General features: G+C 48.9%; 13 protein-coding genes. 6 read left to right on the top strand and 7 right to left on the bottom strand.

Annotated features, from left to right (window positions below; genetic code table 11):
- Positions 1-2: 2 nt before the first annotated feature.
- Positions 3-1,376, bottom strand: coding sequence for a cysteine--tRNA ligase (gene cysS, locus PL263_RS01745; protein WP_278211400.1), 1,374 nt, complete (start codon positions 1,374-1,376; stop codon positions 3-5).
- Between the two features lie 113 nt (positions 1,377-1,489).
- Between cysS and PL263_RS01740 the strand changes: the two genes are divergently transcribed.
- The 4 genes from PL263_RS01740 to PL263_RS01725 all read left to right on the top strand — a co-directional run bounded on the left by PL263_RS01740 (position 1,490) and on the right by PL263_RS01725 (position 5,424).
- Positions 1,490-2,071 carry a peptidylprolyl isomerase gene (locus tag PL263_RS01740; RefSeq protein WP_140910708.1) on the top strand — a complete coding sequence of 194 codons (582 nt, stop codon included), beginning with the start codon at positions 1,490-1,492 and terminating at the stop codon, positions 2,069-2,071.
- A gap of 39 nt (positions 2,072-2,110) precedes the next feature.
- Positions 2,111-2,833, top strand: coding sequence for a UDP-2,3-diacylglucosamine diphosphatase (locus PL263_RS01735; RefSeq protein WP_278211398.1), 723 nt, complete (start codon positions 2,111-2,113; stop codon positions 2,831-2,833).
- A gap of 394 nt (positions 2,834-3,227) precedes the next feature.
- Positions 3,228-4,007 (top strand): serine protease, encoded by a 780-nt coding sequence (locus PL263_RS01730; RefSeq protein WP_278211397.1) that lies wholly within the window; start codon positions 3,228-3,230, stop codon positions 4,005-4,007.
- A 28-nt stretch (positions 4,008-4,035) separates the two neighbouring features.
- Positions 4,036-5,424 (top strand): TIGR03013 family XrtA/PEP-CTERM system glycosyltransferase, encoded by a 1,389-nt coding sequence (locus tag PL263_RS01725; RefSeq protein ID WP_278211396.1) that lies wholly within the window; start codon positions 4,036-4,038, stop codon positions 5,422-5,424.
- A gap of 39 nt (positions 5,425-5,463) precedes the next feature.
- Here PL263_RS01725 and PL263_RS01720 read toward each other — a convergent pair whose 3' ends face one another.
- The 6 genes from PL263_RS01720 to PL263_RS01695 all read right to left on the bottom strand — a co-directional run bounded on the left by PL263_RS01720 (position 5,464) and on the right by PL263_RS01695 (position 12,353).
- The gene (locus tag PL263_RS01720) at positions 5,464-6,657 is read right to left on the bottom strand and encodes a glycosyltransferase (RefSeq protein WP_278211394.1); all 1,194 of its coding nucleotides are present in this window, start codon (positions 6,655-6,657) and stop codon (positions 5,464-5,466) included.
- A gap of 100 nt (positions 6,658-6,757) precedes the next feature.
- A complete protein-coding gene (locus PL263_RS01715; RefSeq protein WP_278211393.1) occupies positions 6,758-7,564 on the bottom strand; it encodes a PEP-CTERM sorting domain-containing protein in 807 nt (268 codons plus the stop codon).
- Between the two features lie 154 nt (positions 7,565-7,718).
- Entirely contained in the window at positions 7,719-8,381 is a 663-nt protein-coding gene (locus PL263_RS01710) for a DapH/DapD/GlmU-related protein (RefSeq protein WP_278211392.1), read from the bottom strand.
- Positions 8,382-8,397: 16 nt separating this feature from the next.
- Positions 8,398-9,912, bottom strand: coding sequence for a tetratricopeptide repeat protein (locus PL263_RS01705; protein WP_278211390.1), 1,515 nt, complete (start codon positions 9,910-9,912; stop codon positions 8,398-8,400).
- Between the two features lie 492 nt (positions 9,913-10,404).
- Positions 10,405-11,448, bottom strand: coding sequence for a nitroreductase family protein (locus tag PL263_RS01700; protein WP_278211388.1), 1,044 nt, complete (start codon positions 11,446-11,448; stop codon positions 10,405-10,407).
- A 35-nt stretch (positions 11,449-11,483) separates the two neighbouring features.
- On the bottom strand, positions 11,484-12,353 hold the full coding sequence (locus PL263_RS01695) for a ThiF family adenylyltransferase (RefSeq protein WP_278211387.1): 870 nt from the start codon (positions 12,351-12,353) through the stop codon (positions 11,484-11,486).
- Between the two features lie 286 nt (positions 12,354-12,639).
- Between PL263_RS01695 and PL263_RS01690 the strand changes: the two genes are divergently transcribed.
- The gene (locus PL263_RS01690; protein WP_186289459.1) at positions 12,640-13,740 is read left to right on the top strand and encodes an ABC transporter permease; all 1,101 of its coding nucleotides are present in this window, start codon (positions 12,640-12,642) and stop codon (positions 13,738-13,740) included.
- The gene (locus tag PL263_RS01685) at positions 13,740-14,483 is read left to right on the top strand and encodes an ABC transporter ATP-binding protein (RefSeq protein ID WP_140910629.1); all 744 of its coding nucleotides are present in this window, start codon (positions 13,740-13,742) and stop codon (positions 14,481-14,483) included. The genes PL263_RS01690 and PL263_RS01685 overlap by 1 nt, the downstream gene beginning before the upstream one ends.
- Position 14,484: the final 1 nt, after the last annotated feature.

Below are 14,484 nucleotides of genomic sequence, written 5' to 3'. Positions count from 1 at the left end.
CCTTAAGCTTCCCGGCGCCAAGTGGTGTTACCGCCGGCCACGTCTTCCAGCAAGATGCCCTGAGATTTCAATTGGTCGCGAATGGCATCAGCCTGCCCCCAATCTTTTTGCGCTTTTGCGGCTTTGCGTGCCTCTATCAGGCGTTCGATCTCCGCTTCGTCCAAACCGCCCTGCCCGGCCCCACCTTTCAGAAATTGTTCCGGATCGTCTTGCAACAGGCCCAAAATTGCCGCCAACTGTTTTAACGTGGCGGCCAATAGCGTTTTATCCGCGGCTTTGTTCAATTCCCGCGCCAATTCGAACAGCACTGCCAGTGCGACCGGCGTATTGAAATCGTCGTCCATCGCCTGCTCGAAGCGTTGTCTGAACTCGACGTCTGCGGGGATATCGGCAATATCCACCCCTCTCAGCGCGGTATAAAGCCGGGTCAAGGCGATACCGGCCTCATCCAAATGTTCGTCGGAATAATTCAACGGACTGCGATAGTGACTGGACAGAATGAAAAAGCGGATGACTTCCGGACGGTACTGTTTCAGCACTTCCCTCACCGTGAAAAAATTGCCCAACGATTTGGACATTTTCTCTTCGTTAACCCGGACAAAGCCGTTGTGCATCCAGTAATTGACGAAAGGCTCGCCGGTAGCGCCCTCGGATTGGGCGATTTCGTTTTCGTGATGCGGAAACTGCAGATCCATGCCGCCGCCGTGAATGTCGAAATGGTTGCCCAGGCAGCAGGTTGACATCGCCGAGCATTCGATATGCCAGCCGGGTCGACCGGAGCCCCAGGGCGAATCCCACGCCGGCTCGCCGGGCTTGGCGGTCTTCCACAGGACAAAATCCAACGGATCGCGTTTGGCGCCGTCGACATCGACCCGCTCGCCGGCATTCAAGTCTTCGATATTTTTACCGGACAATTTGCCGTACCCCGGAAACCGGTTGACGGCATAAAACACGTCGCCGTTACTCCCGAGGTAGGCAAATTGCTTGTCGATTAATGCCGATATCATGTTGATGATTTCGGAAATCGACTGGGTTGCTCTGGGTTCGCGGTCAGGCGGCAGCACGGCCAAAGCCCGTTCATCTTCGTGCATCGCATCAATAAAGCGGGCGGTCAGTGCCGTAAAATCCTCGCCGTTCTGGTTAGCGCGCTGAATAATCTTGTCGTCGATATCCGTAATATTCCGCACATAGATCAGTTCGTAACCCGAATGCCGTAGGTAACGCGCCACCGTATCGAACACGACCATCACCCGGGCATGGCCGATGTGGCAGTAGTCGTAGACGGTCATGCCGCAGACGTACATACCGACTTTTCCGGGTTGTTTCGGGACGAATTCTTGCTTGCTGCGGGTCAGAGTGTTGTAGATTTTTAACATGTATAGGAGGCTTGAAGACGGCAAAACATCCGGCAATCTACCAAGATTCGAACTTCTCTTTCAAGATAAAAACACATAGAATTCAAGGCTTGCAGCTATATTTGGGAGCGGTCATGCGCGCAACTCTGGTTTACTTGATGCTGTTTTCAATCTCAACTCTTTCATTTGCAACAGAAAATAAAATGTCCAATACACACACCAAAGTTAAATTAACCACCTCTCTTGGCACCATCGCCATCCAGTTGGAGGACGAAAAGGCTCCGGCCTCCGCAGCAAACTTCGCCGCTTACGTCAAACAAGGTTTTTACGACGGAACGATTTTCCACCGGGTCATTCCCGGCTTTATGGCGCAAGGCGGCGGTTTCGATACCTCGTTTAACCAAAAAACGACAAACGCACCCATCAAAAACGAAGCCGACAATGGCCTGAAAAATAAACGCGGCACCCTGGCAATGGCGCGCACCAGCGATCCGCATTCCGCCACCGCGCAATTTTTTATCAACTACAAAGATAATTCTTTTCTGGACCATACCAGCCCGACCCCCAGCGGCTGGGGCTATGCCGTGTTCGGCGAAGTCACCGAAGGCATGGACATAGTCGACGCGATGGCAAAACAACCGACCGGCAACCGCGGCATGCATCAGGACGTACCTAAGACCGACATCGTCATCGAGAAAGCTGAAATCGTGGAATAAGGCCCCTGCCGTTACGGTATCGCCGTCACGGCCCCGTTTGTGAAAGACATCCTATTCATCTCCGACTTGCATTTGGCGCTGGAGAAACCCGAAATTCTCCGGCGCTTTTTCGCGTTCCTGCAACAACGCGCCCCCCAGGCAGAAGCTCTATATATACTTGGCGATCTGTTCGACGCCTGGATCGGCGACGACGATAACACCCGGCCTGCCAGAGCGATCAAACAGGCGCTTAAGGAACTAACCGCTTCCGGCGTAAAAGTATTCGTACAACAAGGCAACCGGGACTTTCTGTTGGGCGACGCATTTTGTGCCGAAACCGGAATCAGGCTAATCGGAGATTTCGAAGTTATCGTACTCGACGGCCACCGGATACTGCTTACCCACGGCGATTTACTTTGCAGCGACGATGAGGCATATCAAGCGTTCCGCATCAAATCGCGCCGTCGCGAATGGCAGGACTCAGTGTTGAACAAACCGCTTTGGCTAAGGCTGATCGCCGCCCGCTGGTACCGTTTGCGCAGTTACTTTCATAAGCGAGGAAAATCCGACGAAATCATGGATGTCAACCAAGCCACCGTGATGGAAACGATGCGCCAGTACAATTGCCGCATCTTGGTCCACGGCCATACTCATCGGCCGAACCGTCACGAGTTCATGTTGGACGGTGAACCGGCGCTACGGTACGTGCTCGCGGATTGGCGGCCGGAGTCGGCTGGGGTGTTGTGTTGGAAAAACGGCAGTTTTGCCGAAGAGCAAATCTGACTAAAAGATCCGGCGGTCCGTCGTTAATCGCTGTATCGAAACCGATCTCAGAATTTACCGTCTCGCCGCCGGAAACGGATTACTATCTCCGCTTGCATGGACCGTCCTAGTAGTGACAAGTTCACTGCGCCAAACACCGATCTGCGCCAAACTAGTGCCAGCCAAATAGGTCTTCCTAATTACTGGCTACTATTGCTAACGTTTATCGAAGTCGGATATGGCGTGCGCTCCGAGCGGTTTTCGCCGAAATATAACCCGGAACCCGCCGGCGAAATCCATTCATCCGCGAGCGTCAAACCTAAACTGACACCATTACAGCGCGATGCCAATTCGACTAAGTTGCGCTACACTCTAAACCAAACAAGGCCTCAAGGCTCTCCGGCACTTATAGACCATGAAATTCGGCATACAGCGTCTCCTCGTCACTATACTGGTATTGCTACTGCTCCCTCACGGCAGCCGCTCCAGCGAATTGAACCTACCTGACATACTAAACCGGGTCAAACCCGGAATTGTGGCAATCGGAACGTATATGCCAAGCCGCAATCCGCGCGGCGTCCTGCTTGGAACTGGATTTGCCGTGGCAGACGGCAAAAAGGTGATCACAAATGCTCACGTTACCGCCAAGAAACTTGACGCAGGTCATTTGGAGCGGTTTGCCGTGTTTTACCGCGAAGAACAAAAAGAACAGATGCAAATAGCCGATCTCCGTGCGACCGACGAAGACCACGACCTAGCGCTATTGACGGTTGAAGGCCGCGCCCTGCCGGCACTGGAAATTGGCGATTCGCAACGCGTCCGCGAGGGCGAGCAATACGCCTTCACCGGTTATCCGATTGGCATGGTTTTGGGTCTGTATCCGGTGACGCACCGTAGCATTATTGCGGCTATATCGCCCAATGCCATTCCGGCTGTTGCCAGCAATCAACTGAACGTCAACATGCTGAAACGCCTGCAGACCCCCTTCGACATTTTCCAACTGGATGCAACTGCCTATCCGGGCAATAGCGGCAGCCCGCTCTACGATCTAAAGTCCGGTAAAGTCGTCGGCATAATCAATAAAGTGTTTGTCCAGGGCAGTAAGGAAAATGCGATTTCAAACCCCAGCGGCATCACTTATGCGATTCCGTCCGAACACATTAAAACATTGTTAGAACAGGGCCCTGCCCGATAACTGTCCGGAACCGGCGAAAGCTCAAACCATGATCAGAATATTTCGGCATTACATATCGACGGCTTACCTGTGGCTCCTGCTGGCCGAAGCCATAGTGTTCTACTCGGCCATGTATATCGGAGCTGCAGTCCGGTTTCTTTACACGGCCTCTTGGTACTCGCAACCGGAATTGGCGTCATCTGCGGCAGTATTTTCAATCATCATGACGACCAGTTGTTCCGCATTGGGGCTGTACCGTAAAACACTGGATAAAGAGGAATACAACATCCTGCAACGGATCAGCGTCAGTTTCGCCGTCGCGGTATTTATTCTGGCCTTCACCTACTACATCATCCCCGAGCTCATGCTGGCGCGCAGCGTGTTGATTTCGGCGATCTTATTCTCTTTTTCCGGCCTGCTGCTTACCCGTTACCTGTTCTACCGCTTCGTAAACTTGGAAAATTTAAAACGCCGAGTGCTGGTAGTCGGCTGCGGAGACAGAGCCGGAGAACTGAGCGTGGTGAATTCCAGCTACGTATACAAAGGCTTCGAAATCGTAGGCTACATAACGTTAGAGGACGAGCCGGTCGCGGTGCCCCATGCCATTGCATTGAACGACAAAATCAGGCTGACCGATATTGTTGACGCGGCAAATGTCGACGAAATCGTCATCGCCGTGGATGACAGGCGTAAAAAATTACCCGTCGAGGAATTGCTGGACATCAAAATGTCCGGCGTACAGGTCATGGACTTGCAGACTTTCTACGAACGGGAACAACGTCTGGTGTTTCTCGCCGCCCTCAGCCCAAGTTGGCTAATGTTCTCCGACGGCTTCGTCAACAGCGGCATGAGGCCGATCGTCAAACGCAGTTTCGACATTATCGCCAGCTTGTTGCTGCTGGCCGTGAGTTGGTGGTTGATGCTGTTGACGACAGCGGCCATCTATATGGAAAGCGGTTTTGGCGCCCCGGTATTTTATCGGCAAAAACGCGTCGGCTACCGAGACGTTCCATTCGACGTCATCAAGTTTCGCAGCATGCGGGTGGACGCCGAAAAAAACGGGGCGCAATGGGCCAGCCAGAGCGACGACCGTGTAACCAAAGTCGGCAAGTTCATCCGAAAATACCGGATAGACGAATTGCCGCAATTATTGAATGTCCTTAAAGGGGATATGAGCTTTGTCGGCCCCCGACCGGAACGACCGGAATTTGTCAGGGGCTTCGAAGAAACCATTCCGTATTACAAGGAACGACACCGAGTTAAGCCTGGCATCACCGGCTGGGCTCAACTTTGTTACCCCTACGGCGCCAGCGAATACGACACCCGGCAAAAACTGCAATATGATTTGTACTACGTCAAGAACTACAGTCTGTTTTTGGACTTAACGATCATGTTGAGTACGGTTGAAGTGATTTTGTGGGGTAAGGGAGCAAGATAACGCTAAAGACATCATCGATAGCCGTTCCAGCTCACATCTCTAATCGGCCATTTTCCCTTCGATCAAGTCAATAATTTTGTCGAGATGCAAATGACATTCCCCGGCCAGATTTTCCGGCGTATTTGTCAGGGCTTGCTCGACGGCTCGTCTAATAGTTATAGGATCTGCCTGACCAGAACGGATTAAGTACCCTCTACCGCTTTGCCGCAGGGTTGACATCATCAGGTATTGATCAAGATTGCTCGGAAGGCCAAGCACAGGTTTGTTAGATGCCAAACTCTGATAAACCATCGGACTGCCACCGTTGCAAACTACTAAATCACACCTACTCACAGCGTGTTCCGCTGGCAGATAATCGGCAATAAACACGTTCGGATAGCAGACTTCTATATTGCTTCTTTGCGCTGTCGCGCAGACCACGGTCAACGGCATTTTAGATAGCGTTTCAAGTATCATCGGCAGTAATGTGGCGTTGCCGGAGCTACCTAAAGTCACAAAAACGATCGGTTTGTCTTCCGGCAGATTCCACCACCAGTCAGGCAAATCAACATCCGCCGACCACAAAATCGGACCTATAAAAAAATGATTTTTCGGCAAATCCCGCATCGAAAACAAAGATTCGATGTCAGCATATAGGGTGAAATCGGCATGGGTATAGACTTCCCGCATATCGTATGCCAAGGGAGGCAAGCCGAATTTTTTACAAGCTCGATTAAAAGCTAGGGAATGCAATGCAAACACAGCCGGCCGGACAAGATCGAACATCTTTTGTGCGACCGCTTCGCCGAAAATCTTTGTTATTGGTAACTCAGGAATCGGATAAGAAGTCTCAATGTAAGGACTCCAATAAGCGTTGGTTACCGTCGCATAAGGTATTTCTGCAAGCCTGCAGCTAATCGCTAGTGACAACCGGAAATCGCCGATAACGAAATCGGGGCTAAACTCGCTGAAAATTCTAAGCTCTTCCTGTACGTATTTTTCAAGAGTTTTAACGCTATACAGCGGAGAACCCTTATTTAGTTTTTTCAGGAATTCGTCGGTTAAAACGGATTCAATCTCTATATGCCGATATTTTGCAGGCCTGGAAACCGCTTGAAAACGTTGGTCTACAGCCAAGATCACCTCATATTTACCTGACGCGGACAACTCTTCGGCAATGGTGGCGCAACGGGCCACATGCGCCAAGGTCACAGCTTCGGCAAAAATCAATACGCGTTTGGCATCAGATTTCATTGCTAGAAATATTGATCCGTTCCAGAAAACTCAAGGCATAAAAAAGCGGCGTCTCCCAGAGGAAGACACCGCCTCAATGTTAAATCAGCTAAGCTAAAACTTAAACAGCCAATTTAGCTTTTTTGCCGCGAGAGTAGCCAGCAGCCAGTAAACCGATACCCATCAAACCCAATACAGAAGGTTCTGGAACGGTAGTTACTTGATCCAAAGTCAAATCCAAAGAGGTTTTTAGACCGAATTGGTCGATATCGACAACCAACGCGCCCAGTTTAGTCAAATCACCACCTGCTCCGACTTGATTAACTACAACAGTACCGCCCAGGTAGCTGCCGGAACCCAACAGAAACGCAGAAAAAGGAATCGAAGTCGTAGCTGGAACATCATGCGCATTGGAAGTAATCGTCACTTCCGTATAGTTAGTTGCATCGGTATATGCTGTGATCTTGAAATTGAAGCCAGCATCAGAAAAAACCACGCCGATAGAAAATGCGTTTTGAGTACCGCCAAAGGTCAAGTCCAGACCACCCAAGCCAGTATGATCAATCGCGTTGGTAGCTTCTGCGCCGTCCCATTGAATTTGAGCGCGGCCGGTAGTACCGGTAGAAGTACTAAAGTCAAACACGCCACCGGATACAGAAGCAGTAGCAGAACGGGTAGCTTGATCTCCGTTGTTATCTGAGATTTTACTAACGAACAAATCCCGGTTGCCGCCCAAGATGGTCGGATCAGCAACACCGACAGAGCCGCCAGGACCGGAAGTAATAATAGTGCCGGTATCGGTACCGTCTTTGGTGTTATCTGTATATGCGCCTTGATTGGTCGAAAACAAATCAACAGGGGCCGCGTTAGCGCCAAAGCTGAGAGCCAACAAAGAGGCTCCGCCGATAACTTTCATTTTGTTAAACATGACATTGCTCCAAATTTTGAGGTTAAACAGGTATCACTCGGTGATGCCATAACAAAGCAATATGGATGCCAAAATAATTTAATTAACATTTTCAATGAGTTAAAAAATACAGAACCGATAAAAACGAACAACTGTAAAATTTCGCGACACCCAACTACAACGATTTGATTCTTTTTACCGGAATACCGCCCCAGAGTTCATTTGCCGGAATGCTGGTATCCGGCGGCACTACGGAACCCGCCGCAACAATGGCCCCCTCTCCCACACTTACGCCAGACATTAATACCGCGTGGACGCCAATCGTCGCTCTGGCACCGATAACCACAGGTTTGAGCACGATGGTGCCGCTGTTTATCGTGTGTGCCGTAATAACTGAATCGTGACCAATAACGGCTTCATCACCAATCTGAATCAGCTGAGGATCGACCAGATGCCCGCCCAGGGCGATATCCCGCCCTATTGTTGCGCCGAATAACTTGGCCACAAGCGGTTTTGCGAACACCGTTGTGAAAGGCAACAAAGCCCCTTTGCCAAACTCGTAAATCACCGTAAATAATTTCCAGTAAGTGAACAAGCGATCCTCCATAGAGTATTCTCCAGGCGAAAACGGCTTGAACACCATCATTAACCTGAGAATCGCTGCCGACCATAACCCATAAAGCAAAAGAAGCAATAGCGAATCGATCACGACATGATAATCGCCAAAAGCAGGTACGGTAACAATCCCACTCAAAACCGACACCGGAAACAAACTCAGGCAGAAAATCAAGATTGTAAAAAACCCTGACAAGATAAAATCGACGGGATGGGTCTTCATAACTGGTCACCTAGAATCAATTTGCCGCGAGCGTCTTCAATAACGCTTCAGCTTGCGGGCGTTCGTCAAAATCACCTTTTTGAGCCAGCAATTCGGTCAGGAGTTTTTTGGCTTGATCGCGCTTGTTCAACCCTAAGTAAGCTTCCGACAGATGCAAACGAACGCTATTGCTGTTCGGTAATGCTTCGTAAGCTTTAAGCAAAATCGGTTCTGCTTGGACAAATGCGCCTTTTTTTAACAATAGCTCAGCGTATGTGTCGGCAATGTTAGGATCTTTAGGTGCTTTTTCGTAGGCGAGCTTAGCGTGACGCAGGCCCGAATCGATATCACCTTTTTGACCTAACATCCACGCCATATTGTTATGCACGGCAATGTTATCGGGATTTTGTCTAATAATTTCCTCATATTGCAGCAAGGCCTCATCAAAGGCTTTATTTCTGCGCAATTGTTCTGCGTAAAGAGCCCGCAAACTTATATTGGTCGGCTCGCTATTGATGCGGCTTCGAAACACCTCTAGCGCTGCATCAGTCTTACCAGCCCGCATCAGAGCAACAGCCAATTCAATTGCGAGTGGCGTATTGTCGTTTAGCTTTAATGCCTCTTGAAACAAAGCCACGGCTTCATCCGGCTTATTTTGCTCCAAAGCTATACGCGCCTCTAATTGACGGGAGTTCGCAGACTTGGGATACTTAGCCGACAACGTGCTCAAAATGTCTCGCGCCGCATCAAACTGTCGGTCGGAAGCCAATAGTCGCGCTTTAGCAAACAGCGTATAGCCGTCATCCGGTTGAATTTTAAGCGCTTTGTCAAGCTCGCCAATCCCTTGCGGATAGTTTCTAAGAACTTCGTAAATTTGGGCGAACTGATTATGAGTTTGAAGATCATCGGCCGCCTTGCTCAGGGCATCGGCAACCAAAGCCTCGACCTCCTTGGTATCCCCGGAATTTTTATCCAACCCCGCGAGCAAAAATAAAGTTCGAATATGTCCGGGATTATATTTCAAAACATCCAAATACAGCGACCGAGCAAGCTGCGGATCCTTCCCACGCAACGCATATTCAGCTAACGCCGCAGATGCTGACGGCTCACCCTTAGTTAAGCCCAGAGCTTTTTCAAAAGCGGCTATAGCCTTTTTATCGTCCCCCAAAGTTTGGTAAGAAAAACCCTCGATAATAAAACCGTGAGGAACGTCTGGCTGGGCTTGCTGAAGCTTTTTAGCAATATCGAGAGAACTTTCTACTTTTTTATCCTTAAGATAAATATTGGATAAAGCAACGGCCGTTGGTATTTGATTTGGCGCCAGTCTCCAGGCCTTTTCTAAATCCTTTACACCTTCCTCTTTGCGCCCTTCTTGCAAATGCTTTAAACCGCTATGGTAGAATTGCTTGACTAGTTCACTCTTATCTGGAAGAAAAACTCCGGGAGTATTACGGTAATAATCCTGCTCCGGCACTTGACCAAAGCCTAATCCATCCAACCCCAAGCCTTGCTCTATAACGGGGTCGTTCTTTTGCTCGGGATAAACAGACAAAGCCCACGCCTGAGAAATAGAAAAACCATATGTCAATAACGCTACTGCAAACCCATTAGAACAATAATCACTATTTTTTTTTTCGTAACACGACACCCTCCTGGGCAGGATTTATAGATAGAAAGAGAATTCATATACTCCCATCGCGAGTGGGAACTAAGACAAGTCTGAGAATACCAAGTTTTGCACAGATACTATTGCAATTGACAACTTGAATTTTAACGATAAAACTCGATTAACCGGCTTGCGCCACCCGCCATAATGCCGATCTGATCAGTGACCAATCACTAGCAACTCAGCTCTGAAACATGGCTCACAATCCGAGTTATAAGGCACGACCGGCCGACTCTCGAATTGGATTTGCCCCGAACAGCAACTCTTTATGCATTGTCGGGTTCACGTAACCACGCACCAGATGCGACTGCTCAGAGTTCTTTCCGCTAACACAGAGACGTCAATAAGTTAATTAAGATTGAATGGAAACGGGCTTTCTCAGGGTTGCCCCCCTGCCCGCAAAGTTTTACCGATTCTAAAACCGATTACTAATTCTTCAGAGGCACCTACGTTGAGCAATTCCCTTAGTCTTGCCTCAGCCTGAAAAAGCTGCTTCTGACGTTTTTCAGGAAAAGCTGACAGATCCGCAACCTTCCCACGATAAAAAAGCAAAGGCAAGCCGACAAGCGGCTGAAAATCCAATCCCTGTCTAGTGGCCTCCAGCCAAACTCGCTGCATGGCTCGGCCTGCTTGAATAAATCCAACTCTATCAGTTCTTTCCACGCACAACATACCAACGATGGGTACATTACGAAAGTTGTACCAACACTTGAGACCAACCACTCGTGACAATCCGAAATAATTGGCCAATTTCACAAACTGCCAAAAGCGCAACATTGGAAATAATAGTTTCTCGGGCCAACTCAAACCTAAAACATCCAATGCCATACCATCTCCGGAATTGATGCTTTGCTCTCGATTCCAGCGTATTTGTCTAAATAGAAAGCCATGTATAGCTTGACTCTCGAAAACCAAACTATCATTTATCATAAACGCTTTCGCCAATTTATTTATAATATTCGGCTCCGTTACAAAATGACTAACAACACCTGGAATTGCATTCACTGACTCTACCAATAACTTTAAGTCATAAATAGTCGATTTAGCCGATTGATATCTAAATCGGTTAGTCGACCGCTTGAAGATGGATTCATAAAGCGGTTCTAGAACGGGAAAATTTTCTTCACCCCTAAAATTAATAACTGCAACCTGATGAATGTTGCTCGAGTTTGGAAACAACTCGACGTTAATAGAAAAGCCTAAATGTCGCGCCGCTAAACTAATGTTTTCTATTACTGCGCCATGCGCAATATAAGACGCGACCTGTTGATAATTATAATAAGAGTCATCCTTTTCAGGAAGATTATAAAGAAGTATGCTCGAGCAATCGTCCGTAACATCAAAACGCCACGGCTGCGAGTTGTCTCCCGATGGCGCCCGAATGGCGGCATCCAATATTTTTTCTATTGTTGTCTTTTCCATTTTAGTTTTGGCCAATCAATGACGAGGAAGAAATCCTATTCCTGAATCATCTTAATAAACTGCTGCTTAGCCAGCAGAATACCCAACTTCTGGATCGGATTGTTGTTTCCGCCCGGCCGCCAAGTCTTAACCAACTTGTTACGGTAAGCGTCGAAATGCAACCCTGTCGGCGCGGCAATAACCTTACCTCGATCTAATAAAATTTTCAGAGCTTGAGTCGCTACGACTCCGGCACACAACTCGCATGCCATTGGAGTGGAAGGCCCACGATTATTTAGTAAATCGACTGCACCTCTCTCTATCAAATATCCTCTCTGCAACATAGCGGGCGACAATCCCAATAAGAAATGCAAAATTTTCTCCGTTCGCGACTTACCTCTAAGTTGAAAATACTGTTCAAAAGTCATTTTGCTCGGCATAAAGTTCAGTAGCGCAACCCCCATTCCTAAAGGAGCCGCCGTGACTGCAGGAATACCATGCTCTGCACAGTAAGCAAACACCATCTCTCTGGCTTCGAAAGCGAAAAAATCGAGCGAATCAACATATAAATCCACCCCACTAAAAAAATTGGCGAGATTGCTTGCAGTAACACCGTCCGAGTACTTTTCGATGGTCAACTCAGGATTGATATCGCGCGCCATGTCTGCCATCACGTCAACTTTGGGCTGATTTAGATGCGACATTGTCGCCCCTGCCTGACGATTAAAATTGGCCAGTTCAAATTTATCAAAGTCCGCTATGTGGAAGCTGCCGATACCTAAGCGGGTCAGCGTAAGCAAATGACTGCCTCCGACGCCGCCCAAACCCGCAATCGCTATTTTTTTGCCACGAAGTTTTGCCTGTTCATCTTGCGTGATCCAACCGATATTGCGGGAAAACGCCTGTTCGAAATTGAATGCGGTCATGGGGCTGCTCCAGATAGAGGTCGGTGGTTGTACTAAGTATTTTGCTATACTGTCAACAGGCTTTTTTGCCTTCTGTTTGCGCCAGCTACTATTATGAATGTATCTATAGTCATCCTCCCAACACCGATGCCCTGGACCTAAACCTCAAGCCGAAGACTGGCCACCCTAAACTACTAGCCTCTTCCTCTGCGATACCCAGCTAAAAGACGGCAGAAGTCCAATCTCACATCGGTAAAAATCATTCAATTCCACGATGAATTCGGTAGTTTTCCCAGTTTCCACCCAAATGTTACTTCACAAACGCCTACGCTTTGCGATGACGGTGGTCGGCATAGCACTGGCATTCTTCTTGGCGGCCGCTCAAATCGGCCTGCTGGTCGGTTGGGTAAATACTAACAGTGCCATAATAGAACATGCTGGGGCTGATGTATGGGTAATGGCAGAAAACACACGTACTTTCGACTTCGGCACTACCATACCTCGGCATCGAATCCAGCAAGTCAGTAGCGTTGATGGCGTTAAGTGGGCTGAAGGTATGCTAGTGATTTGGATAAACTGGCAACATCCGGATGGTAAACGTATCACCGTTGAAGTTATTGGCCTTGATTCCAGCAACGCCGGCGGCCCCTGGAATATCGCCTCTGGAGATATCGAATCCGTGCACTTGCCCGATACCGTTTTGATAGACGAGCTGTCAAAAAACGCGCTGGGTGTGAATAACATCGGAGACGAAGCGGAGATGGAAGGAAAGCGAGCAATCGTTGGCGGTTTCTCCAGAGGAGTGCGCACCTTTACTGCCGCTCCGTTTGTGTTTACATCAATCGATAACGCCCTAGGCTACGTCCCCGCCCATCAAGAAGACGATATTACATACGTCCTGGCGCGCATAGCACCAGGAGAAGACCCGTCCGTCATCCGCGACCGAATCGCGAGTGAACTATCTAACGTTGAGGTGTTGACCACAAAACAATTCGCGGCTCGCTCGGTTAAATATTGGATGTTGGAAACAGGAGTAGGCATCACCGTCATCATAACGGCAGCACTTGGGTTGTTGGTTGGCGTCATCATTATGAGCCAAACTTTGTTTTCAATCACGCAAGACCACATCGGCAATTACGCAACCCTGCTTGCTCTAGGCTTCCACCAAAAAACATTAAGACAAATCATACTCGCGCAAAGCATAACCCTAGGCGGACTGGGCATAATATTAGGCTCGTTACTGTTCTTAGTCGCCTGCAAACTCACAGCGCTGAGCCCAATTCCATTGGAAACCACGCCGGCGGTCTCCGCGTGCCTGACCCTATTTTCACTACTATGTTGCGTAGCCGGCTCCTGGTTCTCGATCCGTGCAGTCTTTAAATTGGACCCAGTATCGGTGTTTCACTGATGAAAAACGTTTTAGCTTGCCAGGGCATAACCAAAAGTTACGGCAGCGGAGATCTTGTCGAACAGGTATTGAAGCGTGTCGATCTCGAATTCACCCAAGGAGAAGCATCGGTATTGATAGGCCCGTCCGGCTCAGGCAAAACAACATTGCTATCGATACTGGGATGCCTGCTCGAACCGAGCGCCGGCCAATTGTTGGTCGATAATAACCCCGTCAATTTTTCCGACAAAAGCAGCTTGACCGAAGTTCGCCGACAAAAACTCGGGTTTATTTTTCAACAAGCTCAACTGTTACCGTTTTTAACGATCGGAGATAACCTATCCGTTGTCGGCCGCAATGCCGGCATGGAACCCTCCGATATCGATCAGCGCGTGAACAAACTACTGGATAGGCTGCAACTTCAACCTCTTCGGCACAAATATCCGACGCAACTGAGCGGCGGACAACGCCAACGCGTAGCCATCGCCCGCGCGTTATTGCACCGACCATCCATTGTACTGGCTGACGAACCTACAGCCGCACTTGACTGGAATACCGGTAAAACCGTAGTTGAACTATTGCTGGAACAAGCCCGAATCGAAAACGCAGTCCTAGTGGTTGTGACCCACGACACCAGAATGCTGCCTCTTTTCGATCGAATCCTGTCGATTGCAGACGGACTTCTAGTGGAACGAAAGCAAACTGCGGCAACGGAAAATACTTTCTATACTGAAACTAATTTGGACCATCCTCCCGGACTTTAAA

The sequence above is a fragment of the Methylomonas sp. EFPC3 genome, assembly GCF_029643245.1.
GTDB classification, from domain to species: domain Bacteria; phylum Pseudomonadota; class Gammaproteobacteria; order Methylococcales; family Methylomonadaceae; genus Methylomonas; species Methylomonas koyamae_B.
This window is presented reverse-complemented; position numbering and strand designations above follow the sequence as displayed.

Excerpts from the sequence above, each read along its gene's own strand:
- PL263_RS01710 (WP_278211392.1), bottom strand. The coding sequence starts at position 8,381 with ATGAAGACCCATCCCGTCGATTTTATCTTGTCAGGGTTTTTTACAATC.
- PL263_RS01715 (WP_278211393.1), bottom strand. The coding sequence starts at position 7,564 with ATGTTTAACAAAATGAAAGTTATCGGCGGAGCCTCTTTGTTGGCTCTC.
- PL263_RS01720 (WP_278211394.1), bottom strand. The coding sequence starts at position 6,657 with ATGAAATCTGATGCCAAACGCGTATTGATTTTTGCCGAAGCTGTGACC.
- PL263_RS01730 (WP_278211397.1), top strand. The coding sequence starts at position 3,228 with ATGAAATTCGGCATACAGCGTCTCCTCGTCACTATACTGGTATTGCTA.
- PL263_RS01695 (WP_278211387.1), bottom strand. The coding sequence starts at position 12,353 with ATGACCGCATTCAATTTCGAACAGGCGTTTTCCCGCAATATCGGTTGG.
- PL263_RS01690 (WP_186289459.1), top strand. The coding sequence starts at position 12,640 with ATGTTACTTCACAAACGCCTACGCTTTGCGATGACGGTGGTCGGCATA.
- PL263_RS01685 (WP_140910629.1), top strand. The coding sequence starts at position 13,740 with ATGAAAAACGTTTTAGCTTGCCAGGGCATAACCAAAAGTTACGGCAGC.
- cysS (WP_278211400.1), bottom strand. The coding sequence starts at position 1,376 with ATGTTAAAAATCTACAACACTCTGACCCGCAGCAAGCAAGAATTCGTC.
- PL263_RS01740 (WP_140910708.1), top strand. The coding sequence starts at position 1,490 with ATGCGCGCAACTCTGGTTTACTTGATGCTGTTTTCAATCTCAACTCTT.
- PL263_RS01725 (WP_278211396.1), top strand. The coding sequence starts at position 4,036 with ATGATCAGAATATTTCGGCATTACATATCGACGGCTTACCTGTGGCTC.
- PL263_RS01700 (WP_278211388.1), bottom strand. The coding sequence starts at position 11,448 with ATGGAAAAGACAACAATAGAAAAAATATTGGATGCCGCCATTCGGGCG.